Raw genomic sequence first — 26,488 nt, forward strand, 5'->3', positions numbered from 1 at the left:
CATACCAAATAGTATCCTTTGCTCACCTTTAGGGAGCATTTTAACTACTTGATATACCACTTTTGCATCCAAATTCTATTCTGTATTGAAAAACAGGCGAAGTATACAAGGAATAAAATAAAGCGTGTGACTCTAATGTAGCTAGTTCGGCTAATTCACTCTACGACACTCTACATCGCGATAAAGTAGGCTAGTGCACGATAAAGTACCTACGGTAACCCTTTAAATAGAAAAAAATAGTCTTTTTACCTGCTTTATTGCAATAACGAAGAGTAATCTTCGGGTAATTCTACATCAATATCTCTGAGATAATGGCTAAGGGTTTCCATTTTAGTATGTCCGGTGATTAACATCAACTGACTTTTGGCCTCAAATGGGGTTTTGGTCTCCCGTATTTTTCGGTATAGTTTGGTAATAAAGGTATGTCTAAAACTATACAAACCATATCGATCGTCTAATCCAAAGTAGTCTTTTACCTTTCTAAACCTTCCGGTAAATTCTCCACGTTTATGCGATGCTTGTGCCTTCCAACTGCCTAGTAAGCCATTTTTGGTAAACAAAAAGGCTTTCGGATCCACACCTTCCATATCGGGTAATTGCTGCAATAAGATATCCGGAATAATTTTAGTCTTTATCGGTTGGTTCTTGGTCTTTACATATAGCTTTTTGTCCTTTACATCAATATCCTCTACCCGCAATCGGCATACCTCAATAGGGCGCAAAAAATTGTACGAGATAAACTGTACAAACAAATACAAACTCGGATCGGTGCTTTGCAAATACGAATACAGTTTTTGTTCCATCTCTGGGGTGTAGGTCTTGTTGCGTTTTGGTGTGGTTTTTAATACCGGTATTCTTTGGATAATATTATCTGTAACAGTTCGTTATCTACCATTACCTGAAATAAAGAACTCAAATCCGTTCGGGTGTTGTTTCTGTTTATAGCACTTGTTTTTTGCAGTACCTCGTTGAGGTATCTGCTCATGTCTTTCTTTTCTATGCTTGTAATTGGTTGGTTTATAAATCCGTTTTCGGTAAGCCAAATACCAAACCTTCCGATTCTACTGCGATAACGCGACCAGGTGTTTTGGTTCATTACCTTTTGCTTTAACTCCATGGCAAAAGCAATGGCTTCTTTGCAGGTCTTCCCCTGTGCTTTCTTTGTTTTTGATTTTGATCTTGCTTTTACCTTTTTAGCAGCACGAACTTTTTTAACCGGAGCTTGTATGGGTTCGGGAATAATTTCTTGTACTGCAGGAGCTTCTTCACGGTCAAAAAACTTGCGTTTTAGTTCGGTATTGTCTTGGTAAGGATCAAAGCCTGCTTTTAAAAGTTCTACCAAAGCCTTTTGCAAAGTCATTAAAAACGAGATGCGTTCTTTTTTGGTTTTAAATTTGTTTACGCCAGCCTTGATGTGCGGCTGTCGTTTTAGGCGTTTGGTTTTAGGATCTCGAAAAGAATAATACAAAAACCAATCCTTAGATAAAGCCTGTTTTTGTTGGGTACGAGACAGTTTAGACCACTCCGAAATCAACACTCCCCCAGTGTAGATTTTAGGCTCAGAAAAATTCAATTTCATATCAAAAACGTTTACGGTAGCGTTTACGGTACGTAAAAGTAAGAAAGTTATAGACATAAAAAAACGGATTGTTCCGTAACAATCCGTTTAAAATCAGTAGCTTACGCCTTGTAGCGGGAACAGGACTCGAACCTGTGACCTTCGGGTTATGAGCCCGACGAGCTACCTACTGCTCTATCCCGCGATTTATGTTACAAAGATACGATTTTTTATTCCTGAAACACAAAGAATAATAGGCTTTTGTCTTTTAATTATCGTAACAGAAACAGTAACAGAACTTTAAAAAATCATTTCTTCCGTAAAAAGCACGTATCTTTGTAATATGATACACAAAGCAGGATTTGTAAACATTATTGGAAACCCTAATGTTGGAAAATCAACCTTAATGAATGCTCTAATTGGCGAGAAACTTTCCATTATTACATCAAAAGCACAAACCACAAGACATCGTATTCTTGGTATTGTGAATGATGAAGATTATCAGATTATATTTTCAGATACCCCCGGAATAATAAAACCAGCTTATGAACTTCAAGAATCTATGATGGATTTTGTAAAATCTGCTTTTGAAGATGCCGATGTTTTGATATACATGGTAGAGGTTGGGGAAAAGGAACTCAAAAACGAGGCATTTTTCAATAAAATAATTCACAGTAAAATTCCGGTTATTCTTTTACTTAATAAAATAGATAAATCTTCACAAAAAGAAGTGGAAGAAAAAGTGGAATATTGGAAAAAGAAAGTCCCTAGCTCTTTTGTGTACGTTATTTCGGCGCTTGAAAAATTTAATGTAGAAACTGTTTTTTACAAGATTATAGAATTATTACCAGAGGGACCTCCATTTTACCCCAAAGATCAACTGACAGATAAACCAGAACGTTTTTTTGTAAATGAAACCGTAAGAGAGAAAATTCTTCAACAGTACAAAAAAGAAATTCCTTATGCCGTGGAAGTAGAAACCGAGAGTTTTATAGAGGAGGAAGGCATTATAAAAATTCGTGCGGTAATTATGGTAGAGCGTGAAACGCAAAAAGGAATCATTATTGGGCATAAAGGCAGTGCTATAAAACGAGTTGGAACAGAAGCAAGAAAAGATTTACAGCAATTTTTTAATAAAAAAATATTTTTAGATTTGTATGTCAAAGTAAATAAGAATTGGCGTTCTAATGAACGACAATTAAAGCGCTTTGGATATAAAGACTAGATTTCATTTTTTTAACTATGGAAAACGAAATTCTGTTATCGGTATTTAAAGATTATTCCTTAGGTGCTGAGGAAAGAAGACAAATCGCAACTTGTTTTGAGAAAATAGAACTACCCAAAGGAAGCATACTTTTAAAGGCTGGAGAATTGGTACAACACCAATACTACGTGGAAAGTGGCTGTTTAAGAACCTACTATTTACAAGAAACCGGAAAACAACACACCCTACAATTTGCTATCAAAGATTGGTGGATTAGCGATTACACTGCTTACTTCTCACAGAGCAAAGCAATGTTGCATATTGAATGTGTAAAAACTGCTGTTGTCTATAAAATTTCGGAGAAAGACATGCAATTATTGTACAAAAGAATTCCAGTACTAGAAACTTTCTTTCGCCTTAAATTAGAAAAAGCCTTCGCAAGTTTTCAACGTCGAATATTATCAAATTTAGCAAAACCTGCAACCGTTCGCTATCAAGAATTTTTAGTAAAGTATCCCAGAATAGAAAAGAACCTAAACAATTACCACATTGCTTCTTATCTGGGAATAACAACAGAGAGTCTCAGTAGAATAAGAAAATCTATATTGAAAAAATAATTTCTTACCATACATCAATTTTTACATTTCTCCTCCTTTATATTTTTGTAATGTATTCGAATAGAATACCTTTTCACGTAAAATAAGAAAAATGAAAAAAATAGTATTTGTAATGACAAGCCATGATACGCTTGGAAATACAGGAGAAAAAACAGGATTTTGGATTGAAGAATTTGCAGCTCCTTATTATAAGTTAAAAGAGAAAGGATTTGCGATTACTATTGCGTCGCCAAAGGGAGGACAGGCTCCAATAGACCCAAAAAGTGAACTTCCAGACTTCCAAACTCCTGCAACAGAAAAATACAATACCGATACAGAGACACAAAACGCAATTGCCAATACACAACCATTAAACACGATTAATGCCGCAGACTACGATGCAGTTTTTTATCCCGGTGGCCATGGACCACTTTGGGATTTAGCAGAAGACAAAAGCTCAATTGCACTAATTGAAAGCTTTAATACACAAAACAAACCCATAGCGGCAGTATGTCATGCACCTGCGGTATTCAAACACACTAAAAATTCGGATGGTTCTCCATTGGTAAATAATAAAAAAGTAACTGGTTTTTCCAATACAGAAGAAGAAGCAGTTCAATTAACAGCTATTGTTCCATTTTTAGTAGAAGATATGCTACAAGAAAACGGTGGAATCTATTCGAAAAAAGAAGACTGGCATCCCTATGCTATAGAGGATGGTAATATAATAACAGGACAAAATCCAGCTTCATCAGAATTAGTTGCAGAGTTACTCTCCAATTCACTTTCATAATTTCTTCCCAGACAATTATAATCAACTATTAGCAACTCGCAACTGTAAAAACAAGCCTTCGTGGGCTTGTTTTTTTATTACAACTACTACAAAACACTAATTTCCTCTAAAACTAGTCGCTTTAAATTATAGATTTCAAAACCATAGTGGTTTTATTTTCCAGAAACACTACCTTTGCAAAATGAGTAATATTATAGCCATAGTTGGAAGACCCAACGTAGGAAAATCTACCTTATTTAATCGTTTGGTAAAACGTCGTGAAGCCATTGTTGATTCTGTTAGTGGTGTTACCAGAGACAGACATTATGGAAAATCAGAATGGAATGGAAAAGAATTTTCTGTTATAGACACGGGTGGATATGTGGTAGGATCTGATGATATCTTTGAAGGTGAAATTCGAAAACAAGTGCAACTAGCCATAGACGAGGCAGATATTATTGTATTTGTAGTAGATGTCGAACAAGGTATTACTCCAATGGATGATGAAGTGGCAAAAATACTCCGCCAAGTTAAAAAACCCCTATTTATTGCGGTTAACAAAGTAGACAATGCGATGCGTGATGTAGATGCGGTTGAATTTTACAATTTAGGTCTTGGAGATTACTACACGATCTCTTCCATTAACGGAAGTGGGACTGGAGACCTACTCGATGCCATCGCAGCGGAAATTCCTGCTCCGTTCGACGATGAAAAGGCTGCAGAAGAACTTCCTCGTTTCGCTGTTGTTGGAAGGCCAAATGCAGGTAAATCTTCTTTTATCAACGCCTTAATTGGAGAAGATAGAAATATTGTCACCAATATAGCGGGTACAACACGAGATTCTATCGACACGAAATACAACCGATTTGGCTTTGATTTTAACCTAGTTGATACCGCCGGAATTAGAAAAAAATCGAAAGTAAAAGAAGATTTAGAATTTTACTCGGTAATGCGTGCTGTCCGAGCGATCGAGCATTGTGACGTTGCCATTGTGGTTATAGATGCTACAAGAGATTTTGAAGGGCAAGATGAAAAGATTTTTTGGCTTGCAGAAAAAAACAGAAAAGGCATCGTAATTTTAGTGAATAAATGGGATTTAATTGAGAAAGAAACAAATACAATGCGTGACTTTGAAGAAAAAATCCGAAAAAAGATTGCACCCTTTACTGACGTTCCAATCGTATTTATTTCAGTTTTGACCAAACAACGAATTTTTAAAGCGATTGAAACTGCTGTGGAAGTTTTTGAAAATAGAAAACGTCGTATACAAACCAGTAAATTAAATGAAACAATGCTGGAAATTATGCAGCATAATCCGCCACCAGCTACCAAAGGTAAATTTATCAAAATAAAATATTGCATGCAGTTGCCAACGCATACACCTCAATTTGCTTTTTTTGCCAATCTTCCGCAATACATCAAAGAACCTTACAAAAGATATGTAGAAAATCAATTGCGAGAAATTTATGATTTTACTGGGGTACCGATAAGTATTTATTTCCGACAAAAATAAGATTTTACAAGCCTTTTAAGGCTTCTTAACAATAATAATTCAACTACTTACAAAATTATAATTTTAGGCAGAAATCGTATGTGCACATACGAAAGCCACATGAAATTAGTATTTTTGTACTTTTACCTAAGGTAAATTAAATACGATGGAGATAAGAAATTTACAAGGCGTTGAAAAATTAGAGTTACCCATATCTTTTAGTATTAGTTTCAAAAAGATAGTTGATGGTATCGAAAGATATGCGAGTGATGCGCTAAAAACGCACCCGTTTCACCAAACCTCTAAAGTACTGCTTAAACAAATTGAACAGTACCCTGAATTAATCTCGGGATTTTCTAACTTTTCATTGCTAGAAAAACACAATGAAACCATAGATTTACTTTTGGCGGCATTGTTTCCTGAAATACTATCTACAAATGAAATAAAAACAGCCACCATACCTTTCTCCTTTACTTCCTTTAAATTTACGAAGCGTTTTAAGACTATTTTAGAAAATGCTGGGGAAGATTACGAACTCAAAGTGCGTAATTTTGAAGACGACACAATGTATATTTTTGTATGTACTTTTATTCTAAACTACGTCTATAAATTTACCGTTGATCTAAAACGCCCTTTCTATTTTGATATACCCGATCAAAAACTAGGAATCACAAAGCACTACAAAGTAGCCATTAATGCCGATTTCATGGAGGTTATCCCTACGGATAAAGCTCCTGTAATCACAGAAGAAGACTATAAATTATTATTGGAAAACTTTGATAATATTGCACTTTGGAAAGAAAAATTCCCTCCAGAGTCTTATATATTGAAGGGATTTGCCATCATGAATTTATTTGATGTTTCGGTAGACGAGACCTTAACAGCCATTCGGACAAATCTTTTGCGTAAAGACGATGGTAGCATATTAAAAAATTTACAAAAAAACCTCAGTGCTTTTTTTGCTATAAGAGATTTAAAAGTTGGATATTCTGTATTTGATGTTGGTAACGTAAACGAAAGATCTTTGCGAGTTAAAAGATCCGAAAGCATACTATTAGAAGATAGCACCTCTGTTACTTGCAAAGATTTTTTTGTGACCATATAATAGCACAATTGTTCAAAGAGAAAAAAGACGTGGTAATTTCTGACATCTCAAAATATGGTGCCATTACCCAAGAAAATGCTTTTTACAAGCGATTGAAAAAGAATAATATTGGGAGTATCATATTGTTACCTATTAATACCTCTAATAAAAAGGAAGCTGTATTATTAGAAATCGGGGCTCCTAAAGAATACCAATTGAATACAGTTAACAAATACAAACTCAAAGATATTCTTCCTGTTTTTGAGGCTTCTGCAGATAGAAACTCAGAAGAGTTCTTAAACATACTTGAAGCTACAATTCAAGAGCACTACACCTCCATACATCCTGCTGTAAAGTGGCGATTTTATGAAGCCGCGGAAAATTACCAACAAGCATTAAATTTCAAAAATGAAGATGCCAAAATTGAGGAAATTATTTTCCCAAATGTCTTTCCATTGTACGGTCAAATTGATGTAAAGGGGTCTTCAGAAGAGAGAAATAAATCCATTAAGGAAGATCTAACGAAGCAACTTCAGTTAGCTATTGCAGTATTAAACGAAGCCTCTGTACTTGAAAACTTACCAATTTACAAAGAACTAAGCTTCAGAGTAAAAGCGTACTTAACCGAAATTAAGCTAGGGCTAAAAGCCGGAGATGAAGTGTCTATACTAGATTTTTTAAAAAAAGATATCTATCCTGTATTTAACCATTTTAAAAAACAGAATAACTCTTTAAAAGATCTCGTGCAGCAATACATGGAAACCATAGACCCGGATCTTCATGTAATCTATCATAAGAGAAAGCTATATGAGGAAAGCGTTACGAAATTAAATGATAAGTTGGCAAAATATCTAGACACGAAACAAGAAGAAGCACAGAAAATGTTTCCTCATTATTTTGAGCGTTACAAAACCGATGGCGTGGAATACAACATGTACATTGGGCAATCGCTTACTAAAGCAAAAACATTCGATTTTCTTTACTTGTATAATTTAAGATTGTGGCAACTTCAAAATATGTGTGAATTGGAAAATATTGCGCATCAGATGAGGAAAGAATTGCCATATCCTCTTGAGGTTGCATCTCTAATTTTAGTGCACAGCAATTCATTATCTATAAAATTTCGCATGGAAGAGAAACAATTTGATGTAGATGGCGCCTACAATATTCGTTATGAAATTATAAAAAAACGTATTGACAAAGCCCATTTAAAGAATTCGGAGGAACGCTTAACTGTTCCTAATAAGATATCGATTGTATATTCCCAAGACAAAGATGCTGAAGAATATATAAAGTACATTAAATATCTACAATCTAAAAAATTACTTGGCGAAGTGGAATATTTAGAATTAGAAGATTTACAAGGAGTTTCTGGCCTAAAAGCTCTACGTGTAGCGGTTGTTTATCAAAAAAACTTTTCTAAAAAAAATACCTTAACTGTAGATCAGATATTATCAGAGTTCAAGAAACACTAATATTAAGTATTCTATCTCTCCTAAGAAAGTACATAATCAAACAGAATGTGCTGCCGAACTCTGTAAATAAAACGCAACCACAAATGCGATAACACTAACAATTAAACCAATCATAAACACCGTATAGGTAGTTCGCAACAAATTGTACTTTCTATTTAATACTAATCCTAAAAAATAGAGATCCTTGGTTAACGAGCCATACAGATAATCGCGATCCTTTAACATTTCGTCCATCGCCCATTCAAATTCGGTCAAACTCATTTTGTGGAAGTTCCCAAAAAAATCAGGTTTACTTTTTTTGCTGCTACATCTTCTTTAGTAAATTTTCCCTGGGTTACATTTGGTCTGGTTGCCAAAATCGATAGAATGATAGAAACCATCGTAAAAAAAATAAAAATAACAGATGGAATAAGTAAATATGCATTAGATGGATTATCTAACTTAGGTATCAAAGTAGATATCGTCATTGAAATAATAATGGCATTCACAGACAGTAAAATATTAGCTTTCGTATCTGCTATATCACTAAGCGTTATGTGATTTCGCAATGCAACACGAAACATGGTTTCAATACCTCTACCAGGAGCTTCCTTTACTTTTTTTGGCGACGTCACTTCTTCTTTTTTTTGCACTAACTTTTCTTTAAGACGACCTAGCTTTTTTTGCGCTTTTAACTGCACTGCAATATTTTTAGATTTTTGTGTACCCCATAGTTTAGCACCTCCAACAGAGTAAAATTGATGCTTGTGTACCAAGAAATTAATATTACTCTGCAACCATTCTTGATCTGTAAAAGTTTTAGTTTGCGAGAGTTCAAACTCCTTTCTGAGCAGTTCGGAATATTCATTGTAATTTTCACTACCTACATGAGAACAATCTGCATCTTTTAACAACCTGCCTAATTTTGTTATGGGCTTCTCTCCAAGTTTGGTTGCGAGTATTGCTTGTGAAACATCTGCGATAAAGTGCTCTGCTCCTAATTTAGTTAAAAATTCAGTTGCGATACGCACACTTTCTTCTTCATGATTTAAAGGATGCAATACATACCCCGTATCGTGAAACCAAGCTGCCACACTAAGTTTTTGTCTTTCTTCCTCCTCTAACAGTTCTAAGTCTGCCAATACCGCTGCTTGTTGAACCACACGCTGGGTATGTGCAATATTGTGATATACGTAATTTGTATTCAAATTTGCATTGAAAAAAGAAAGCACATGATGCTCGCTCTTGGCTATTATATCCTTCATAGTAAAACTGCTTAAAAAGTAGGTAAAAATAACTATTCTTTATCATTTTTAATAATTGTAAATTTGTAAGAAGACAGGAGCAAGAACAAACCCAAAATTTATTACGTATGCTTACTTGGAAAAATATTATGGATTACACCCAAAACGGTACTCCAAATCCCAGCAATAGAATTGAAAAATCCAACGAGGAATGGAAATCGATACTGACCCCTCAACAATATACTATAACAAGGTTAAAGGGAACAGAAAGACCTTTTAGCGGCGAGCATTGTTCTTCTTTCTCAGATGGAAAATATAATTGTACCTGTTGCAACACACCACTTTTTGATACTGCGATAAAATTCGAATCGAATTCAGGTTGGCCTAGTTTTACGCAACCGATTCAAGAAAATGCTGTAAAATATCACAAAGACACTTCACACGGAATGATTCGTGTAGAAATCTTGTGCAATACCTGTGATGCACACTTAGGACATGTGTTTCCAGACGGTCCTCCACCAAGTGGCTTGCGCTATTGTGTAAATTCTATTTCTTTACAATTAGAAGAAATTTAAAAACCCTGATTAAAATAAACATGCAACAGACATTTAATTACCCATGCAGCTCAATATAAACGAATCTTATTCTAAAGAATTACCAGCGGATAAAATGATAGAAAATTCACGCCGCCAGGTTTACGATGCATGCTTTTCGTATGTTACTCCCAAAAAAACGAGTAATCCGGAAGTACTGCATGTTTCGGAAGAAATGTTATTGGAGTTAGGGATTGATAGAAAGGAGGCAAAAACAAGTTATTTTAAAGAGATTGTCACGGGAAATAGATTACTAAAAGGAACACATCCTTATGCCATGTGCTATGGTGGGCATCAGTTTGGAAATTGGGCAGGACAACTCGGGGATGGAAGAGCTATAAATCTTACGGAAGTAGTGCATCAAAACAAGCGCTGGGCAATACAATTAAAGGGTGCTGGAGAAACGCCTTACTCCAGGTCGGCCGATGGTCTAGCAGTACTTCGATCTTCTATTAGAGAATACTTGTGCAGCGAAGCTATGGAGCACCTCAACGTTCCTACTACAAGAGCATTATCGATAAGTTTAACCGGTGATAAAGTTATGAGAGACATCATGTATAATGGAAATCCTGCTTATGAAAAAGGGGCTATCGTTTGCAGAGTGGCACCATCCTTTATTCGATTTGGAAATTTTGAACTATTGGCAGCACGAAACAATCTAGTTGCATTGCGACAGTTATCCGACCACACTATAAAACACTTTTTCCCAGAAATTACTGCTTCGGGTAAAAGTAAGTACTTGGATTTTATATCCAAAGTTAGAGACAAAACCATTGAGATGCTTGTTCATTGGCAACGGGTTGGATTTGTGCATGGCGTAATGAATACAGACAACATGTCTATTCTCGGATTAACTATAGATTACGGACCATATGGTTGGCTTGAGGGATACGACAAAGCATGGACTCCAAATACTACCGATGCGCAGCATAAACGATATCGTTTCGGCAACCAACCATTTATTGGATTGTGGAACCTTTACAAATTGGCAAATGCACTATACCCACTGATTCATGAAGTAAAACCAATACAGGAAATCTTAGATACATATGACAGTATTTTTGAAAAAAAATCCTTGGAAATGATGCGAAGTAAGCTTGGATTACTAGTTCCAAAGAAAAATGACATCGAACTTATTGGAAGACTAGAAGAGACCCTGGAACTTACAGAGACTGATATGACTATTTTTTTTAGAAAATTAGGAACGATTACTAAAAAAGATACCATACCTGTAGCTTTTGATAAAATCAAACCTGCATTTTACAGCCTATCGGAATTGCAAAACGAAATAAAAGTATACTGGAACGATTGGCTATCTTCGTACCTCGACAGAATTCAAGAGGAAAGCAAATCAGATGTTTTTCGTAAAAAAGCAATGCATGCTGTAAACCCGAAATACGTGCTGCGAAATTACATGGCCCAATTGGCGATTGATAAAGCAAATAAAGGTAACTATACACTTTTAGAAGAATTAGCTATCCTTCTTAAAAACCCGTACGAAGAACAACCAGAAAAAGAATATTGGTTTGTAAAACGCCCCGAATGGGCAAGGCATAAGATCGGCTGTTCTATGTTGTCGTGTAGTTCTTAAATTTTCAAACACTGCACTACCAATAATAATTCGTTATGCTACACGGAAAATTTACTATATATTTTCCAATCGGTAAATAAGCTGCCCAAATATGAAAACTTGAAACAAAAGGATAAACTTCTACTTTATCGCAAGAAATGGTGTATTCAACGCTAAAAAAAACACATTAATGGTTAAATTAACAAAACTAGAAACTTAAAAAATTATCTTTTAAGATATTTTATTATTTTTAAATAATTTATTACAATGAAAAAATACTATTTATGAGAACCCAAGTAATCCAAGTTGTATACGCAATTGTATGTTTCTCTCTTCTGTTGAATTGCACATCCAATGAAAAAACTGAAGACAGTAAAGAAACACAGCAAACAAAAACTAATTTAGAAGCTACCAAATATACCATTGCAAAGCAAAAAGAAATACAAAACTATCTTAACTTTAATGATTCAACAGATTTTAAAAATGCCCAAAAAGGTTTTTTAGCAACTATTGCTGATGGCGTAATTCTCAAAGAAGACAAAACAGTATCTTACAGCATGGAGCAATTTAAATTTCTTAACAAAGATGCTCCAAATACTGCAAATCCTAGTCTTTGGAGACAAAGCCAATTGATTGCCATCAATGGATTATTTGAAGTAACAGAGGGCATCTACCAGATTCGAGGTTTTGACCTTGCAAATATGACCTTAATTAAAGGAAAAACAGGATGGATTATCATTGACCCCCTAACCGTCCCAGAGACAGTTAAAGCAGCTATGGAGCTAGTGGATAAAACCTTAGGGAAATTACCTGTTAAAGCGGTTATTTTTACGCATTCTCACGTTGATCATTTTGGTGGTGTCAAAGGGTTACTATCTTCCGAGGACGTAACCTCGGGAAAAATAGAAGTTCTTGCACCGGAAGGTTTTTTCGAACATTCCATTAGTGAAAACGTTATGGCAGGAAATGCAATGACAAGACGAGCAACTTATATGTACGGTAATTTATTACCAAAAACAGACACCGGAAGTCTAGGAAGTGGTTTGGGAACAACTTCGGCTAAAGGAAATACAGGAATTGTGAAACCTAGCCGTATCATAAGTGCCAGTTCTAAATTTTCTCAGATGGTAGACGGTATTGAAATACAGTTTATATATACCCCAGAATCAGAAGCACCAGCAGAAATGATGTTTTATTTCCCATCCTACAAGGCTTTTTGCCAATCCGAAAATTTAAGCCACACCCTACACAATCTATACACCTTACGTGGAGCACAGGTTAGAAACGGGCAAAAATGGAGTAGGTATATTGATGAATGTATTGCAGCGTGGGGAGAAGAAATGATAGTTTCGTTTGGATCCCACCACTGGCCTACTTGGGGTAATGAGAACATCATTCCATATCTAGAGAAACAAAGAGACACCTATCGTTTCATACACGACCAAACCTTACGTCTTGCCAATCAAGGATATACACCTATCGAATTAGCAAAAATGATAAAACTGCCCGAAAACTTAAATAAAGAATTTTACAATCGCGGTTATTACGGATCCGTAAGCCATGATGTGAAAGCACAATACCAACTATACTTTGGTTGGTTTGATGGCAATCCGGCTAATTTAGATCCGCATACCCCTGAAGATTCCGGGAAGCGATTTGTAGAAATGATGGGAGGTGAAGCGGTCGTACTAAAAAAATCAAAAGAATATTACGACAAGGGAGATTACCGATGGGTGGCACAATGTTTAAATAATCTTGTCTTTGCTAACCCGAACAATCAAGAAGCAAAAAATCTGTTAGCAGATGCATACCAGCAATTAGGTTACCAGGCAGAATCAGGTCCTTGGAGAAACTTTTATCTAACCGGTGCTAAAGAACTGAGAACCCCTGTTAAAAAAATAAATATGGGTTCTACGGCAACACCAGACATGATAAAAGGTATGGATACACAACTATATTTTGAATATTTAGGCATGCGATTCAAAGGGTACGAAAATGCCGATCTAAAGTATAATTTTAACATTAACCTTACCGATACCAACGAGAAACTTGCCTTAATTGTAAGTAATGGTTCGGTAATGCCTAGGATGGGTAAGCACGTTGCTAAAAATATCACCGCTACAATTAACATGTCGCGTTCTGATTTGAATAAAGTAAGCCTTGGAGAAGCCAATTTTGCAGATTTACTAAAAAACAAACAGATTGCTATTGATGGGGATGCAAAGGCTTTTACAAATTTACTTTCTAAGATTGATGCCTTTGAATTTTGGTTTAATATAGTTCAACCATAACAAAAAGAAAAGAATGAAAAAATTATACTTTTACCTAACGTGTATATTTTGCATTAGCTTTATGTCAAGCAATGCACAGGGAGATGGTCCAAGAGCCTATTGGCCGCAACCTAAAGGAACAAACATTATTACGCCATTATATACCTATGTTGGATCAAACCAAGTGTACGATAATGCATTGTTTGAAAAAGAGGCTGATTTTAATACCAATATTTTTGGGCTAATGTACACTAATTTATTTGCGATCAATGGGCAAACTGCTGCAATAGTTGCTATGTTAACCTATGGAGATACTAGTGGTGGAATTCCTAATTTTAATGGATGTACGAATGGCCTTGGCGATTTATATGTGGTTGGGGTTTATAATATTTATGGTGCCCCCAGTGTAAATTTAGAAGGCTTTGCAAAGACTAAATACAACACCATAATTGATCTTACCTTATCGTTTAGAGCACCTACGGGTAAGTACAATGCTAACGATTTACTAAATTTAGGTACCAACAGATGGGAATTCAAAATTGGAGCTCCATTCATGAAGTTTTTTAATTGGGGAACCCCCAAAGTCACTTCTATTGAGGTATTACCATCCTTTTCGATATTTACCAAAAATAAAGAATTAAGAAATGATGCAGGTTCTTTATCACAAAAACCGCTATTTGGATTAGAGAGTCATGTCACACAACAATTGAATAAAATGATGTGGGTGTCTGTGGATAGTTTTTATCGCCTTGGAGGAGAAACCTCCGTAAACAATGTCGCTAACGACAATAAATTCAACACCTTTCAACTAGGAGGAACGTTTGGAATGTACTTTTCAAGAGAAATAGGACTGAAACTCACCTATGGATCTGTATTAGGAGAAAATGCAGAAGGTATGACAGGAAATATGTTCAGAGCAATGTTGTCCTATACTTTTTAGGTAAAAATAGTAAAACCCTGCGTTACGAAATTCGAATAGGATGAAGAGTTTTTGTGATTCTAAAGTAGAGGCTGCATTTCGAAATGAGAAAGTTTAACAATTAAGAAAAAGAAGGAAACCGGAATTTATGCTTGTTAGATTACCTTATTTAAAGCTAGAAACTTATGTAAAGGCACATAAAAACAAATGAAAGATCCTTTTACAATCGATTAATAATAGATTTCAAATAGTATTTCCTAAATTTAGGGTAAGTTGTTTCATACAAACAAATTACGCAATAAAGAAACGATAACTGGAGAAAATTTATGCTTGTTTTTTTTTAGTGCATAAACAAGGCAAAATAAATTCCGTATATTAGAATCAGCATCGAAAAACCTTACAATAAATATCGTTAAACATGAAAGTAATTATAAAATTCGTAGTAGTTATTTTACTTCTAACCTTTACCAATAGCTTCGCACAAGGAGACGGTCCATACAGTCACTTTCAAAAACCGAGACATTTATGGGGAATCAATGTGAAATACCTACATCTGAATCAGAATATATCGGTAAACGGTGATCTTTTTACACCAAACCTTGACATTATTGCAAATTCTTATCCTATTACAGCGTTTTATACCTTTGCCATAAAAGGACAGCATGTTGAAATTTTAGCGATGATGAATCCTACCTCGATTTCTTCTACGCTAAAACTACCTAGATTGGAGGAGAGATATAACGATAAAAGTGGTTTCTCAGATGGTTTTATAGGACTAAAAGTTGGCCTTATAAATGGTAAATCATTATCGCTAGAAGAATATGCACAAAAAAACCAGAATTCTTTTTAAGTGGTTATTTCAGGTATTGGTATTCCGGATCTTACAGCCGAAATGAACTGGTAAACATCGGAACCAATAGAGCAACTTTCGAATTGGGCACGCCTATGGTTATTCCACTAGTTAAAAAAGCCGATAAAACGAACTTAGAGATTTTTCCGAGCGTTCGATTTTTTACAAAAAATGATGAGAGTATTGCTTTTGACGAAAAAACACAAGCGCCACTATTCATAGTAGAAAGTCATCTTATCCATAAGTTCAACAAAAAACTAAGAGCCACTTTTAATTCAAGGTATCAGTTGGGAGGAGAAACCACTACCAACAATACGAAAGATGGCAATTCCTTTAATTCATTTGGTGGTAGCTTGGGGATTGGTTACCAATTTCATCCACTTATAGATTTACACGTCGATTACGGTGGACTATTACTTGAAGATAACGGTATTCGCTCAGAAATGTTTCGCGTAACTTTAAATCTGACCTACATTAATGTTAAAAAGAATGCTAAAAACCTCTAAAACAAATGAACTTCTCTTGTAGACCAAGTTGAGAAGTACCTTACAGTGTTTAAAAAATTTAAAAATCGTACTGATGAAAACCTATATTTCCATATTTTTTAACCTTTTGGTATTGGCAATTTACAGCCCTAGCTTCAGTCAGGAAAAAGTGAGCGTTACGAAAGAACAAGAGATTACGCTTTCGTTACCTGCCAATTACACAAAAAGTTTAGGCCTTTATATTTTTCCTGCCCGAAACCAAGACAGTATACAACAAAAAGAAGACTGTAAAGCCTGCTATGTATGGGCATACCAACAAACCGGCTATGATCCAGCCAACCCTACAAAGGTAACGTTGGAAGGCTCAGGTACCGAACCACAAGGAGCTGCTATAAAAGGGGCAGCAAGGGGAGCATTGGCAGGAACTGCCATTGGTGCAGTTACCGGAAATGCAGGAGACGGTGCTGCAGTTGGAGCTGTTACAGGTGCTATTAGTGGAAGAAGAGCACGAAGAAACGCGAAGAAAAGGCAAGAAATGCGCAATAGCCAAACTATTTCTAAAGCAGAAGAGGAAATGAAAACAAACTTCAAAAACGCTTTTTCTGCATGCATTAAAGGGAAAGGATACAGTATTAATTAACAAAGTAGAGGTATGAAAATGGAAAAAAAATAAGGATAATACAATTTTTTGTAGTGGCATTATTATTAGTCACCTCGAACAATTCATGGGCGCAAGAAGAACAAAAAAAGAAGAAAAAAAAGGCCAAAAAAGTCAAGGTAATACCTTATATAAGTTACAATAGAACGTACGATTTTATGTTTGGAGCAGTCCCGATGATAATGTATAAAACAAATAAAAAAGATACGATCTCTCCCCCTTCTATTTCGGGTTTTATGGGGATTTACACCACGAACAACACATGGTTTGGACTCGCTTTTTCAAAATTATATTTTAAGGAGGATAGTTGGCGAATGACCATTGGAGGAGGTATTGGTAATGTTAATTCGCAATTTCTTCAGAGTGGTGCAACCTCTCAATTTATAGACTATCAAACGGGAGCAAACTTCTTTAAATTAGAGGTACAACGTAAAATTGGAGATGGATTGTACGTCGGCGCAAACTACTTATTCACCAAATTTGATAATGAATATAAATTTGAAAATCCGATTCAAGAGGAAGTAACATTAAATGGATTAGGAATTAGTTTTTTAAGAGACAAAAGAAATGATGTATACTATCCGAATAAAGGCTCCAAACTACATCTAGGGCTTACCTCCTATCCTAGTTTTATGGGCAATGAAGACGAATCTAATCAAATTGAATTACAGTACAATTATTATTTTACTCCGAAGCGAGCAAAAGATGTCATTGCACTTAGAGCTTATGGAGCATTTGGCTTAGGAGATGTTCCTTTCAATAACTTAATAGTAGTTGGAGGAACCGATCTTAGAGGATACTCACAAGGAGAATATAGAGGTAAGCAGCTGGTTGCAGTTCAAGGAGAATATCGTTATAATTTTAAAAATAAAATGGGAGTAGTTGGCTTTGCAGGATTAGGTTCTATTTTCGAATCTAATATCGAAGATAATAATGGAAAACTTTTACCAAGTATTGGGGCAGGATTTCGATATGCGGCATTCCCAGAAAACAAAATGAATGTAGGTATCGATATTGCCGCCGGAAAAGATGATTGGGGTGTATACTTTAGAATTGGAGAATCTTTCTAGTACTCTAGAAGAGCGATATAGTTATAGAGTTTAGAAATACTATGTACTATTCACTGTCTTTGCAATAAAAATATGCTCCCAATGGGAGCATAAGTAGAAGGGTTTCTATGTTGTTAGTTTGGCCAACGAACATATTGTAAATTTAAAACATTAAATACAACTATGAAATAAGGGATACTACTGAAAGACACACTAGGGAAAACCATTAGAAAACCGATTAAAAACCCTTACTATTAAACTTCTTTCCTATTTACGAAAGCGCTTAATTCGGAAACTTAAATACAATCTTTACAAGTAAAGACCTCATAAAACAAGAAAAGAAGTACTTTCCCAAAAAAACACTTCTTTTCCTCAAATAATTATAACAAAGCTATTAATGGAAATAGCATTATAAAATTAAATATTTTAATGGGTGTTGGAGGTTATATTTAGACCAATTGCAGCTTAAAGTCGATAAGTTACAACTTGATATTACAGTGCGTAAGGACTAAGTAAATCCATAGTGCTAAATCGATGTTTTTAATCGTATGGTGTAAATAATAACCTCATCCCTAATTGTTTAAAAAGACATAATAATTATGTAAGAATATAAATAAAAAATACCTCTAAGACGAAAAAGACGTTATTAATATATACGAGCACGTTCTTAGGATTTCAAAACCACTTTCGTTCGTTCGCTATTGGTACAGGTCATAAAACTAAGTATAATTACCACTGAAACTTTAGACCTAGCAGCGCATACCTACAAAGAACTACAAGTACAAATAGAATGATTGTACTTCTAACAATGCCATGATAACATAATATCATAGCAAGTAGGATATATGAACAATATTCTTTAAATTTACCATTGTAAGAACCTGTAAAACAATTACATAATTACAAATCTATTGTATTTACGCAAACCTAGGAATCTTGAGATTTGAAAAATTATACACATATTTTCTTTCTGAAAAATCTAGAGAAAAAATAGAAAAAGTAATTCTACAAATAGCGCTAGTCAGTTTCTTACTGCATCTTATTTTAATATTTATTTGTAGATTTAATTGGATAACTTTTGACAATGAGGATTTACTAAAAAATCCGATTTCAGCGATCTACACTCCTTTTTCCTTTATTTTAATTTATGAAGTATACCTTTTAATTTACTACTTACCAAAATCTTTCACCACCTACATTACCAAACAATATGAAATTATATCGCTGATATTAATTAGAAAATTATTTAAAGATTTGGCAAACCTAAAATTATCAACTGGATGGTTTGAAATTAAAGGGGATATTGAGTTTACTTACGATATAATAGCTTCTATACTTTTATTTTATCTAATTTATCTATTTCAAAAACAAGGAAAACGGGTATACCAAACTAATAAAAGTATTACAAAACCCATAGAAAAATTTATCTACAGAAAAAAGATGATTGCAGTTATTTTAGTACCTGTATTCTTTTGTATAGCGCTACTAGCTTTTTTTGAATGGACTTCCTGGGTTTCGTTAAACCTAAATAGCCTGCCTAGTGTTAATAATATATTTTTTGATACGTTTTTCACGGTGCTTATATTAGTAGATGTGGTGTTGTTGTTATTTTCCTTTTTTTACACCGACAAGTTTCACAAAATCATACGAAATTCCGGATTTATAGTATCTACCATTTTGATCAGAATGTCTTTTGTGGCAAGCGGACTAATAAGTACCATTCTAATCGTTTTCGCAGTACTTTTTGGCCTTTTAATCATCACTATTCACAACCTATATGAAAAAGAAGAATACCGGTAATATACAAAATGAAGCCACCTACTCTCTTTCTCAATGCTACAAAATCATAAATAAAACTTAAACCTATTTAAAATACCAAATGAAATCCTAAAAAATCTGTAATTTTATAGAAAGTTATTTCTGTATGACTCACGAACTTCAAGAACTATTTCAAAAAGCTAGTGCATACCAAAAGCAAGGCATACAAAACATACTTGCTACGGTAGTAGATTTAGATGGCTCCTCCTACAGACAACCGGGAGTTCGAATGCTAATATCTTCAAATGGAGAACTTACTGGTGCAATAAGTGGTGGCTGTGTGGAGAAGGAGGTGCAGCGCAGAGCTTTTTCCGTTTTTAAAAGTAAAAAAGCGGCGGTAATCACTTATGATGGCAGGTATCGATTAGGCTGTGAAGGATTGTTATATATTTTACTAGAACCTTTAGTTCTTTCGGAAAATATGCAACACTATTTTTCTTCGGCTATAGAAAATCGATGTCCGTTCAAGGTAAGTTCCTACTACCAAAAAAAAGAACATAGCTCACACTCCTTCGGATCCCTAATTCACTTTACGAACAAAAGTATTGCTCTAAATCCGAACTTTTCAGTATCCGAAAGCGGAAACCTTCTGTGTTTTCATCAAAAATTACAACCTATTTTTAAGTTACTCATACTCGGTGGAGAACATGATGCTATTAAGCTATGCCAACAAGCGCACTTGTTAGGATGGGAAGTTACCGTAGTAACCAATGTAAAAAAAGAACACAAAGCTGGGGAGTTTCCCGGGGCAAAAGAGGTAATTGCAAATCACCCAGAAGGATTTGTTTTGCATAATATCGATGTTCATACTGCCGTAGTTATTATGAACCACAACTTTAGTTATGACCTTCGATACCTACGACGTTTATTACATGCAACTCCAATGTACATTGGTATGTTGGGTGCGGCAAAACGGAGAGAAAAATTATTCGATGCATTACTCGAACTAGAACCTGAGATGACAGAAGAATTTTTAGAAAAAATCCATACGCCTGCAGGAATTGCAATAGGAGCGATTACACCCGAAGAAATTGCGCTAGCTATTGTTGCAGAAATTTTGGCTATTCGAAGAAAAAAAGAAGTGTACTCTTTAAAAGAAATAACAGGTCAAATTCATTTATAAAACATGAATATTGCCATGCTCATACTCGCTGCTGGTTCCTCTACTAGAATGGGAAAACCCAAGCAATTATTACCTTACAAAAATACTACGCTATTAGGGTGGACTATCCAAAATGCCTTAAAGTTAAACACACACAAAATCTTTTGTGTTCTCGGTGCGAATGCAATGCAAATTCGAAGTAGCATCCAAAATAAAAAAATTGAAATCATCGAAAATAAAGAGTACCTAGAAGGTTTGAGTTCTAGTATTGTTATTGGGGTTACTACCATTAAAAATACAAATACTGATGGCGTTTTAATTATGCTAGCAGACCAACCTAAAGTATCCGCTGTTATTTTAGAAAAACTAACCACTACTTTTAAGCGTAACAAAAATCGTATTGTTGCGGCCAATTACGGGCATAAAATTGGGGTTCCAGCAATATTTCCAAGGTCTAAGTTCGATTTATTGTTACAGTTAAAAGGGGATAAAGGCGCTGGAGATGTTATCAAAAACAATGCAATTCCCGTAGCTATTAAATACGAGTATCTTGCAGACATAGATACTGTTGAGCATTACGAAACACTACTTGCCACCGAAAAAGAAAAATAAAAGCAAAAATTTCTTAGCAAAAATCAAAAAATGCTTACATTTAGTTAACTTTCGAAGAAATTATAAACGAAAAACAAATGAAAAATATACCATTCTATTTACTTTTAAGTCTAATCACATTTACAGCATGTACAACTAGTTCTAAAATCATGGAAGAAACAATTTGGGTAAACAGTTATAAAACGGATTGCGTAGGTGTTGGTCCGATGAAATGCCTTTTGGTGCAAAAGGAAGGAGAAATACAAGAAGACAAATGGACAAATTTCTATGATCAAATCGAAGGATTTGACTATGTGCCAGGGTATGTATACCAGCTTAAAATAGCAGTAGAGGATTTAGATACTGCAAACCTACCTGCGGATGCCTCTTCTAAAAAATATAAATTGATTAAAATACTATCTAAAAACGCTGATTTGAAACTAAAATTAACTGATATTTGGGTACTTACACAAATCCAAAAAGAAGACATTAGCCTCAAGAATGAAAAAGAAAGACCGAGGTTAGAAATAAAAGTAAGTGATAAAAAAATAATGGGAAAGGCGGTATGTAATAGATTTAATGGGCAAATTGACAAGGTCAGTGAAACTGTATTAGAGATAGGCAACAACATCGCCAGCACCCGAATGATGTGTCTTAATATGGATTTAGAAAGCGAATTTTTAAACTTATTACCAGAAACAAAAACATATGCAATAAGTAAGAATCAATTAATTTTGAAAAATGCAGAAGGTGCTGAAATCTTACGATTTCAGAAGACCGATTAATTATTGATGAAATTAAAGCACAGTTTTCTCTACGAGATTAGATTTGAACTATATCTCTGTATACAACTAATAGTTTTATTTGGTTCACTGGTGGTTCCGATACAATTATTCAATACTATTTTACTGCCGTTATTTTTTTCTCTTGGTGCTTTAGCCGGAGTCTTAATTGTCTCTAAAAATAGAAAAACAATGTGGTTTTGTATCGGATTATTTCTAATCTCCATTATTATATTGTCAGGCCTATTAATTTTACAGGAACCCGATAACACCAGAAATAAATTGATACGCTTTTTCATTTATTTTATAATTAATATTGTTGTTACCTGGCATATTATCAAGCAGGTATGGAAAGAAAAAGTAGTTGATCGAAAAGTAATCGTTGGCCTAATAGCTGGATATATATCTCTTGGATTTGTTGGGTTTTATCTTTTTGTTGCTATAGACTTACTCTATGTAGATGCCTTTACAGGTGTGTATATTCATCAAGATTTAGATCTCAAACACTTAAATGATGGCTTATTATACTATTCTTTCATAACTTTGCTAACCATTGGATATGGTGATATTGTTCCTGCAATTCCAATAGCCCAAAAGGCTACCATTTTAATTGGATTAATTGGTCAATTTTACGTAACCATCGTAACTGCTATTATCGTCACAAAATATATTAATTATTCTATCCTTAATATGGACAAGTAATATGAAAACAGCTTTCCCTTTCTTATTTTGTTTTTTCTTTTTAAGTGCCTGTGCTACGTACACAACACAATTTGCAGATAAAGATGCGCCGAAAAAAGTTATTAGTTCTAATTATGAGGAAAATAAAGTATCCCACACAATTTATCTAATTGGGGATGCTGGGAATGCGCCGATGGGGGAAACCTTACCAACTTTAGAGTACCTTAAAGAGCATTTGGAGGACGCTTCTGAAAACAGCAGCTTAGTATTTTGGGCGACAATATCTATCCATTAGGAATGCCCAAAAAAACACTAAAGAAAGAGCGTTAGCAGAACATCGATTACAAATTCAAATAGACGCAGTAAAAAACTATAAGGGTTATCCTATTTTTATTCCTGGAAACCATGATTGGTATAATGGTTTAAAAGGTTTGAAAAGGCAAGAAAGAATGGTGGAAAACACCTTGGGTAAAAAGTCTTTTTTGCCGGAGAATGGCTGTGGTATCAAAAAAGTAGAACTAAACGATTCGCTCACCTTAATACTCATTGATAGTAAATGGTATATAACCGATTGGGATAATCATCCTACCATTAACGAAGATTGTGACATCAAAACTAGAGATCGTTTTTTAGAAGAGTTTTCAAGAATACTTAAAAAAAATCGGTACAAGAATGTAGTGGTAGCATTACACCATCCTTTGTATAGTAACGGTCCACATGGCGGTCATTTTTCGTTTAAGGATCACATGAAACCACTCCCCATTCTTGGATCCCTCAAAAATATTATCCGTGCAAATGCAGGAATTCAAACAGACAATTTCAATAAAAGTTATGCTGAATTTATTGAAGCTATAGAAACAGAGGTAGAAGATTTTAAAGAAAATGTCATTTTTGTTAGTGGTCATGAACACAACCTTCAATACATAGAAAAAGAGGGGGTAAAACAGATAGTTAGTGGTGCGGGTTCAAAGCAATCTGCAGCTAGAGCTGGTTTTGAAGCTCCTTTTTCCTATGGTAATAAGGGCTTTGCTAAACTCACATTTTACGAAAATGGATCGTCAGTAGTTTCGTATTACGCTGCCAATAAAACCGATAAAAACAAACTGTTATTCAGTAAAGAAATTATACCTTCTTTCAAAGGAAAAACCGATATAGACTTTAGCGAATACAACCAACACAATAAATTTGTAGAAGCTTCTATTTATCCAAAATCCCAAACAGATGTAAGCGGTTTTCACAAATTCATTTGGGGAGATTTAAACCGAGATAAATACGGAACCAAGGTCAAGGTGCCAGTATTAGAGCTAGATAGTGTTTTTGGTGGATTAACTCCTATCCGACAAGGTGGCGGACAACAAACAAACTCCTTACGCCTAGAAAATTCGGAAGGAAAACAATACATGCTTCGAACGATGGAAAAAGATGGAAGTAGGATTATGGATGGCATTTTAGACGACACTTTTTTAATCGATGTCGTTCATGATTTATTCACCACCTCTGACCCTTTCGCAGCCTTTGTGATTCCTGATATGGCAAAAGCGGTGCATATTTACCACACTAATCCAAAGCTGTATTACATGCCCAAACAGCCACAGCTAGGAAACTATAACGACCTTTTTGGAGGCAAACTATATTTACTAGAGGAAAGACCGGCGCATAATCGGGAGGACGTAAACAGTTTTGGAAATTCAAAAGACATCATAAGCACCTATGATGTTTTAGAAAAAATAAGAAAAAATGGCAAACATTATATCGATCAGGATTGGGTAATTAGATCGCGCCTTTTTGATATGGTTATAGGAGATTGGGATCGTCATGAAGACCAATGGCGTTGGGCCTCATTCGAGCAAGAAGATGGCAGAACTATGTATCGCCCAATACCGAGAGATAGAGATCAGCCATTTTCTAGATTTGATGGTGTTATGATTCCTTTAATTAAAGCATTTATAACCGAGGTAAAAAACATGCAAAATTTTGACGACGACATCAAAGACATGAAATGGTTCAACTACTATCCTAAATATTTTGATGCGGAGTTTTTAAATGCTCTTCCTCTTGAGGCATGGCAGAAACAAGCTACTTTTATCCAGGAGCATTTAACAGATGAAATCATTGAAGCCTCTATAAAAAAACTACCAAGTGAAATCTATAAAATTGATGGAGCAGAGATTATTTCCAAATTGAAATCTAGGAGAGATAAACTTCCGAGCATTGCTAAAAGATACTACGAAAGATTTGCCAAAATTGCCTATGTTATCGGAACTGATAAAGACGATGTTTTTACCGTAACTAGAGTAAATGATGCAAAAACCAAAGTTGTAATAAGCAGAAAAAACAGCGTTTTATACGAGAGAATTTTCTCCAATGAAATCACGAAAGAAATTCAAATTTTTGGTTTGAATGGAAAAGACACTTTTAATGTTAGTGGCGATGTGAATGATGGAATTCTCCTGCGACTTGTAGGCGGACAAGATGAAGATACGTATAACGATAGTTCAACAGTTTCTGGTTGGTCTAAAAAAACAAAAGTATACGATTTTAAATCCAAAACAAATACGCTGCTTAAAAACAAAGAAACCGCCGACAAAAGAAGCGATAATTACGTTAGAAACATCTATAATATTCACGATATTAAAAATAATACTACCATCGTAATTCCATCTCTAGGAATTAACCCTGATGACGGTTTCTTTTTTGGCGCAACCGCTACCTACACCAAACAAGCATACAAAAAATACCCTTTCGGCAGTAAACAGAGTTTGGGTGCAAATTATTTTTCGGCAACAAGTGGATTTGAAATAAAGTATAATGGGGAATTTACAGAAATATTAGGCAAATGGAATCTACTCCTTAATGCGGTTGCAACCAGCGACAATTATTCTATCAACTTCTTCGGTTGGGGTAATGAGAGTATATATGATCAAAAAAACGACTTGGACTATTATCGCGTTAAAAAAAGTGAATTAAGCTTTAGTCCGTCTCTAGTAAGACGATTTAGGGGAGGTAATTCGTTGCGATTCTCCTCATCAATAGAAGGAATTAAAATACAAAATACTCCAGGAAGAAATATTGAAGATTTTGAAGATAGTGCCATAAATATATTCGAACGAAATTATTTCTTGGGCGGAGAGGTCAATGTAAATCATCAGCGAGTAGATGAAGCAAGCTTTCCAACGAAAGGAATGCACTTTGATTTATCTATCGGTGCAAAAGCAAAAGTTGATGACTTTAACCGACGTTTTGGCTATTTAAAAAGTTCCTTAGCACTCTATAAAAACTTGGTGCAAAATCGTTCTTTAGTTTGGGCTTCGGAGATAGGAACACATATAAATTTTGGAAATCGATTTGAATTTTACCAAGCGGCAACATTAGGTGGAGATAGAAATTTAAGAGGATACAATAGAGAGCGCTTTACAGGAAAAGAAAGTTTCTATCACAGTAACGATTTACGATTGCGTTTTGGAGAAATTCAAACCGGAATAATACCGATAAAAATCGGGATTACGGGAGGCTTTGATTACGGTAGAATTTGGAGTCCAAAAGAACCGGATAACAAGACCTGGCACACGAGCTATGGTGGGTCTTTATGGATAACTGGTGTTGATATTATAACCTTAAATGTATCGTATTTCAGAGGAAATAGTAAGGAAGACCGTATTGCTTTTAGTGTTGGATTTTCCTTCTAAATAAACAACACATATACAGCGTAATAACAT

23 protein-coding genes, 1 tRNA gene and 1 pseudogene are annotated in these 26,488 nt (G+C 34.9%); 21 read left to right on the forward strand and 4 right to left on the reverse strand.

Features of this window, described 5'->3' with window-relative positions; genetic code table 11:
* Positions 1-254: 254 nt before the first annotated feature.
* The 3 genes from BSU00_RS13560 to BSU00_RS12390 all read right to left on the reverse strand — a co-directional run bounded on the left by BSU00_RS13560 (position 255) and on the right by BSU00_RS12390 (position 1,763).
* On the reverse strand, positions 255-803 hold the full coding sequence (locus tag BSU00_RS13560) for a site-specific integrase (protein ID WP_233188739.1): 549 nt from the start codon (positions 801-803) through the stop codon (positions 255-257).
* Between the two features lie 38 nt (positions 804-841).
* Positions 842-1,579, reverse strand: coding sequence for a hypothetical protein (locus BSU00_RS13565; protein ID WP_233188740.1), 738 nt, complete (start codon positions 1,577-1,579; stop codon positions 842-844).
* Positions 1,580-1,690: 111 nt separating this feature from the next.
* A tRNA-Met gene (locus tag BSU00_RS12390) sits at positions 1,691-1,763 on the reverse strand.
* Positions 1,764-1,868: 105 nt separating this feature from the next.
* Here BSU00_RS12390 and era point away from each other — a divergent pair.
* The 6 genes from era to BSU00_RS13575 all read left to right on the forward strand — a co-directional run bounded on the left by era (position 1,869) and on the right by BSU00_RS13575 (position 8,181).
* On the forward strand, positions 1,869-2,783 hold the full coding sequence (gene era / locus BSU00_RS12395; RefSeq protein ID WP_255402356.1) for a GTPase Era: 915 nt from the start codon (positions 1,869-1,871) through the stop codon (positions 2,781-2,783).
* Positions 2,784-2,800: 17 nt separating this feature from the next.
* Positions 2,801-3,379, forward strand: coding sequence for a Crp/Fnr family transcriptional regulator (locus BSU00_RS12400; protein WP_105004661.1), 579 nt, complete (start codon positions 2,801-2,803; stop codon positions 3,377-3,379).
* 91 nt (positions 3,380-3,470) lie between these two features.
* Positions 3,471-4,151 carry a type 1 glutamine amidotransferase domain-containing protein gene (locus BSU00_RS12405; protein ID WP_105004662.1) on the forward strand — a complete coding sequence of 227 codons (681 nt, stop codon included), beginning with the start codon at positions 3,471-3,473 and terminating at the stop codon, positions 4,149-4,151.
* A gap of 181 nt (positions 4,152-4,332) precedes the next feature.
* Positions 4,333-5,643, forward strand: coding sequence for a ribosome biogenesis GTPase Der (gene der / locus BSU00_RS12410; protein WP_105004663.1), 1,311 nt, complete (start codon positions 4,333-4,335; stop codon positions 5,641-5,643).
* A 145-nt stretch (positions 5,644-5,788) separates the two neighbouring features.
* Entirely contained in the window at positions 5,789-6,727 is a 939-nt protein-coding gene (locus tag BSU00_RS13570) for a hypothetical protein (RefSeq protein ID WP_233188741.1), read from the forward strand.
* Between the two features lie 8 nt (positions 6,728-6,735).
* Positions 6,736-8,181, forward strand: coding sequence for a hypothetical protein (locus BSU00_RS13575; RefSeq protein WP_233188742.1), 1,446 nt, complete (start codon positions 6,736-6,738; stop codon positions 8,179-8,181).
* Between the two features lie 36 nt (positions 8,182-8,217).
* Here the strand turns inward: BSU00_RS13575 and BSU00_RS12420 are convergent.
* Positions 8,218-9,425, reverse strand: a pseudogene (locus tag BSU00_RS12420) (Pycsar system effector family protein).
* 107 nt (positions 9,426-9,532) lie between these two features.
* On the opposite strand from BSU00_RS12420, the gene msrB reads away from it, so the two are divergent.
* The 15 genes from msrB to BSU00_RS12495 all read left to right on the forward strand — a co-directional run bounded on the left by msrB (position 9,533) and on the right by BSU00_RS12495 (position 26,458).
* Positions 9,533-9,979, forward strand: coding sequence for a peptide-methionine (R)-S-oxide reductase MsrB (gene msrB / locus BSU00_RS12425; protein ID WP_105004664.1), 447 nt, complete (start codon positions 9,533-9,535; stop codon positions 9,977-9,979).
* A gap of 43 nt (positions 9,980-10,022) precedes the next feature.
* Positions 10,023-11,588: a YdiU family protein gene (locus BSU00_RS12430; RefSeq protein WP_105004665.1), complete on the forward strand. Its 1,566-nt coding sequence runs from the start codon at positions 10,023-10,025 to the stop codon at positions 11,586-11,588.
* A 263-nt stretch (positions 11,589-11,851) separates the two neighbouring features.
* Positions 11,852-13,858 carry an alkyl/aryl-sulfatase gene (locus BSU00_RS12435; RefSeq protein WP_105004666.1) on the forward strand — a complete coding sequence of 669 codons (2,007 nt, stop codon included), beginning with the start codon at positions 11,852-11,854 and terminating at the stop codon, positions 13,856-13,858.
* A 61-nt stretch (positions 13,859-13,919) separates the two neighbouring features.
* Complete coding sequence (locus tag BSU00_RS12440; RefSeq protein ID WP_105004667.1) at positions 13,920-14,777, forward strand: transporter; 858 nt, start codon at positions 13,920-13,922, stop codon at positions 14,775-14,777.
* A 397-nt stretch (positions 14,778-15,174) separates the two neighbouring features.
* Positions 15,175-15,606: a hypothetical protein gene (locus tag BSU00_RS12445; RefSeq protein ID WP_105004668.1), complete on the forward strand. Its 432-nt coding sequence runs from the start codon at positions 15,175-15,177 to the stop codon at positions 15,604-15,606.
* Between the two features lie 47 nt (positions 15,607-15,653).
* On the forward strand, positions 15,654-16,112 hold the full coding sequence (locus BSU00_RS12450) for a hypothetical protein (RefSeq protein ID WP_369820341.1): 459 nt from the start codon (positions 15,654-15,656) through the stop codon (positions 16,110-16,112).
* A 73-nt stretch (positions 16,113-16,185) separates the two neighbouring features.
* Complete coding sequence (locus tag BSU00_RS12455) at positions 16,186-16,731, forward strand: glycine zipper family protein (protein WP_146104860.1); 546 nt, start codon at positions 16,186-16,188, stop codon at positions 16,729-16,731.
* Positions 16,732-16,784: 53 nt separating this feature from the next.
* The gene (locus BSU00_RS12460; protein ID WP_105004671.1) at positions 16,785-17,819 is read left to right on the forward strand and encodes a BamA/TamA family outer membrane protein; all 1,035 of its coding nucleotides are present in this window, start codon (positions 16,785-16,787) and stop codon (positions 17,817-17,819) included.
* Between the two features lie 915 nt (positions 17,820-18,734).
* Positions 18,735-19,598, forward strand: coding sequence for a hypothetical protein (locus tag BSU00_RS12465; RefSeq protein ID WP_233188743.1), 864 nt, complete (start codon positions 18,735-18,737; stop codon positions 19,596-19,598).
* Between the two features lie 124 nt (positions 19,599-19,722).
* A complete protein-coding gene (locus BSU00_RS12470) occupies positions 19,723-20,739 on the forward strand; it encodes an XdhC family protein (protein WP_105004673.1) in 1,017 nt (338 codons plus the stop codon).
* A 3-nt stretch (positions 20,740-20,742) separates the two neighbouring features.
* Positions 20,743-21,330, forward strand: coding sequence for an NTP transferase domain-containing protein (locus BSU00_RS12475; protein WP_105004674.1), 588 nt, complete (start codon positions 20,743-20,745; stop codon positions 21,328-21,330).
* 77 nt (positions 21,331-21,407) lie between these two features.
* Entirely contained in the window at positions 21,408-22,094 is a 687-nt protein-coding gene (locus tag BSU00_RS12965; protein ID WP_158254438.1) for a DUF4377 domain-containing protein, read from the forward strand.
* Positions 22,095-22,100: 6 nt separating this feature from the next.
* Entirely contained in the window at positions 22,101-22,793 is a 693-nt protein-coding gene (locus tag BSU00_RS12485; protein ID WP_105004675.1) for a potassium channel family protein, read from the forward strand.
* Position 22,794: 1 nt separating this feature from the next.
* A complete protein-coding gene (locus tag BSU00_RS12490) occupies positions 22,795-23,067 on the forward strand; it encodes a hypothetical protein (protein WP_105004676.1) in 273 nt (90 codons plus the stop codon).
* Between the two features lie 97 nt (positions 23,068-23,164).
* Positions 23,165-26,458 (forward strand): ShlB/FhaC/HecB family hemolysin secretion/activation protein, encoded by a 3,294-nt coding sequence (locus tag BSU00_RS12495; protein ID WP_255402359.1) that lies wholly within the window; start codon positions 23,165-23,167, stop codon positions 26,456-26,458.
* Positions 26,459-26,488 lie beyond the last annotated feature (30 nt).

Source organism: Tenacibaculum sp. SG-28, from assembly GCF_002954385.1.
Classification (GTDB): domain Bacteria; phylum Bacteroidota; class Bacteroidia; order Flavobacteriales; family Flavobacteriaceae; genus Polaribacter.

Bases quoted from the DNA above. Each gene is read 5' to 3' on its own strand.
- BSU00_RS12405 (WP_105004662.1), top strand. From the start codon at position 3,471: ATGAAAAAAATAGTATTTGTAATGACAAGCCATGATACGCTTGGAAAT.
- BSU00_RS13570 (WP_233188741.1), top strand. From the start codon at position 5,789: ATGGAGATAAGAAATTTACAAGGCGTTGAAAAATTAGAGTTACCCATA.
- msrB (WP_105004664.1), top strand. From the start codon at position 9,533: ATGCTTACTTGGAAAAATATTATGGATTACACCCAAAACGGTACTCCA.
- BSU00_RS12435 (WP_105004666.1), top strand. From the start codon at position 11,852: ATGAGAACCCAAGTAATCCAAGTTGTATACGCAATTGTATGTTTCTCT.
- BSU00_RS13565 (WP_233188740.1), bottom strand. From the start codon at position 1,579: ATGAAATTGAATTTTTCTGAGCCTAAAATCTACACTGGGGGAGTGTTG.
- BSU00_RS12485 (WP_105004675.1), top strand. From the start codon at position 22,101: ATGAAATTAAAGCACAGTTTTCTCTACGAGATTAGATTTGAACTATAT.
- BSU00_RS12475 (WP_105004674.1), top strand. From the start codon at position 20,743: ATGAATATTGCCATGCTCATACTCGCTGCTGGTTCCTCTACTAGAATG.
- BSU00_RS12440 (WP_105004667.1), top strand. From the start codon at position 13,920: ATGTCAAGCAATGCACAGGGAGATGGTCCAAGAGCCTATTGGCCGCAA.
- BSU00_RS12400 (WP_105004661.1), top strand. From the start codon at position 2,801: ATGGAAAACGAAATTCTGTTATCGGTATTTAAAGATTATTCCTTAGGT.
- BSU00_RS12470 (WP_105004673.1), top strand. From the start codon at position 19,723: ATGACTCACGAACTTCAAGAACTATTTCAAAAAGCTAGTGCATACCAA.
- BSU00_RS12965 (WP_158254438.1), top strand. From the start codon at position 21,408: ATGAAAAATATACCATTCTATTTACTTTTAAGTCTAATCACATTTACA.
- BSU00_RS12430 (WP_105004665.1), top strand. From the start codon at position 10,023: ATGCAGCTCAATATAAACGAATCTTATTCTAAAGAATTACCAGCGGAT.
- BSU00_RS12455 (WP_146104860.1), top strand. From the start codon at position 16,186: ATGAAAACCTATATTTCCATATTTTTTAACCTTTTGGTATTGGCAATT.
- BSU00_RS12490 (WP_105004676.1), top strand. From the start codon at position 22,795: ATGAAAACAGCTTTCCCTTTCTTATTTTGTTTTTTCTTTTTAAGTGCC.
- BSU00_RS12445 (WP_105004668.1), top strand. From the start codon at position 15,175: ATGAAAGTAATTATAAAATTCGTAGTAGTTATTTTACTTCTAACCTTT.
- der (WP_105004663.1), top strand. From the start codon at position 4,333: ATGAGTAATATTATAGCCATAGTTGGAAGACCCAACGTAGGAAAATCT.
- BSU00_RS13560 (WP_233188739.1), bottom strand. From the start codon at position 803: ATGGAACAAAAACTGTATTCGTATTTGCAAAGCACCGATCCGAGTTTG.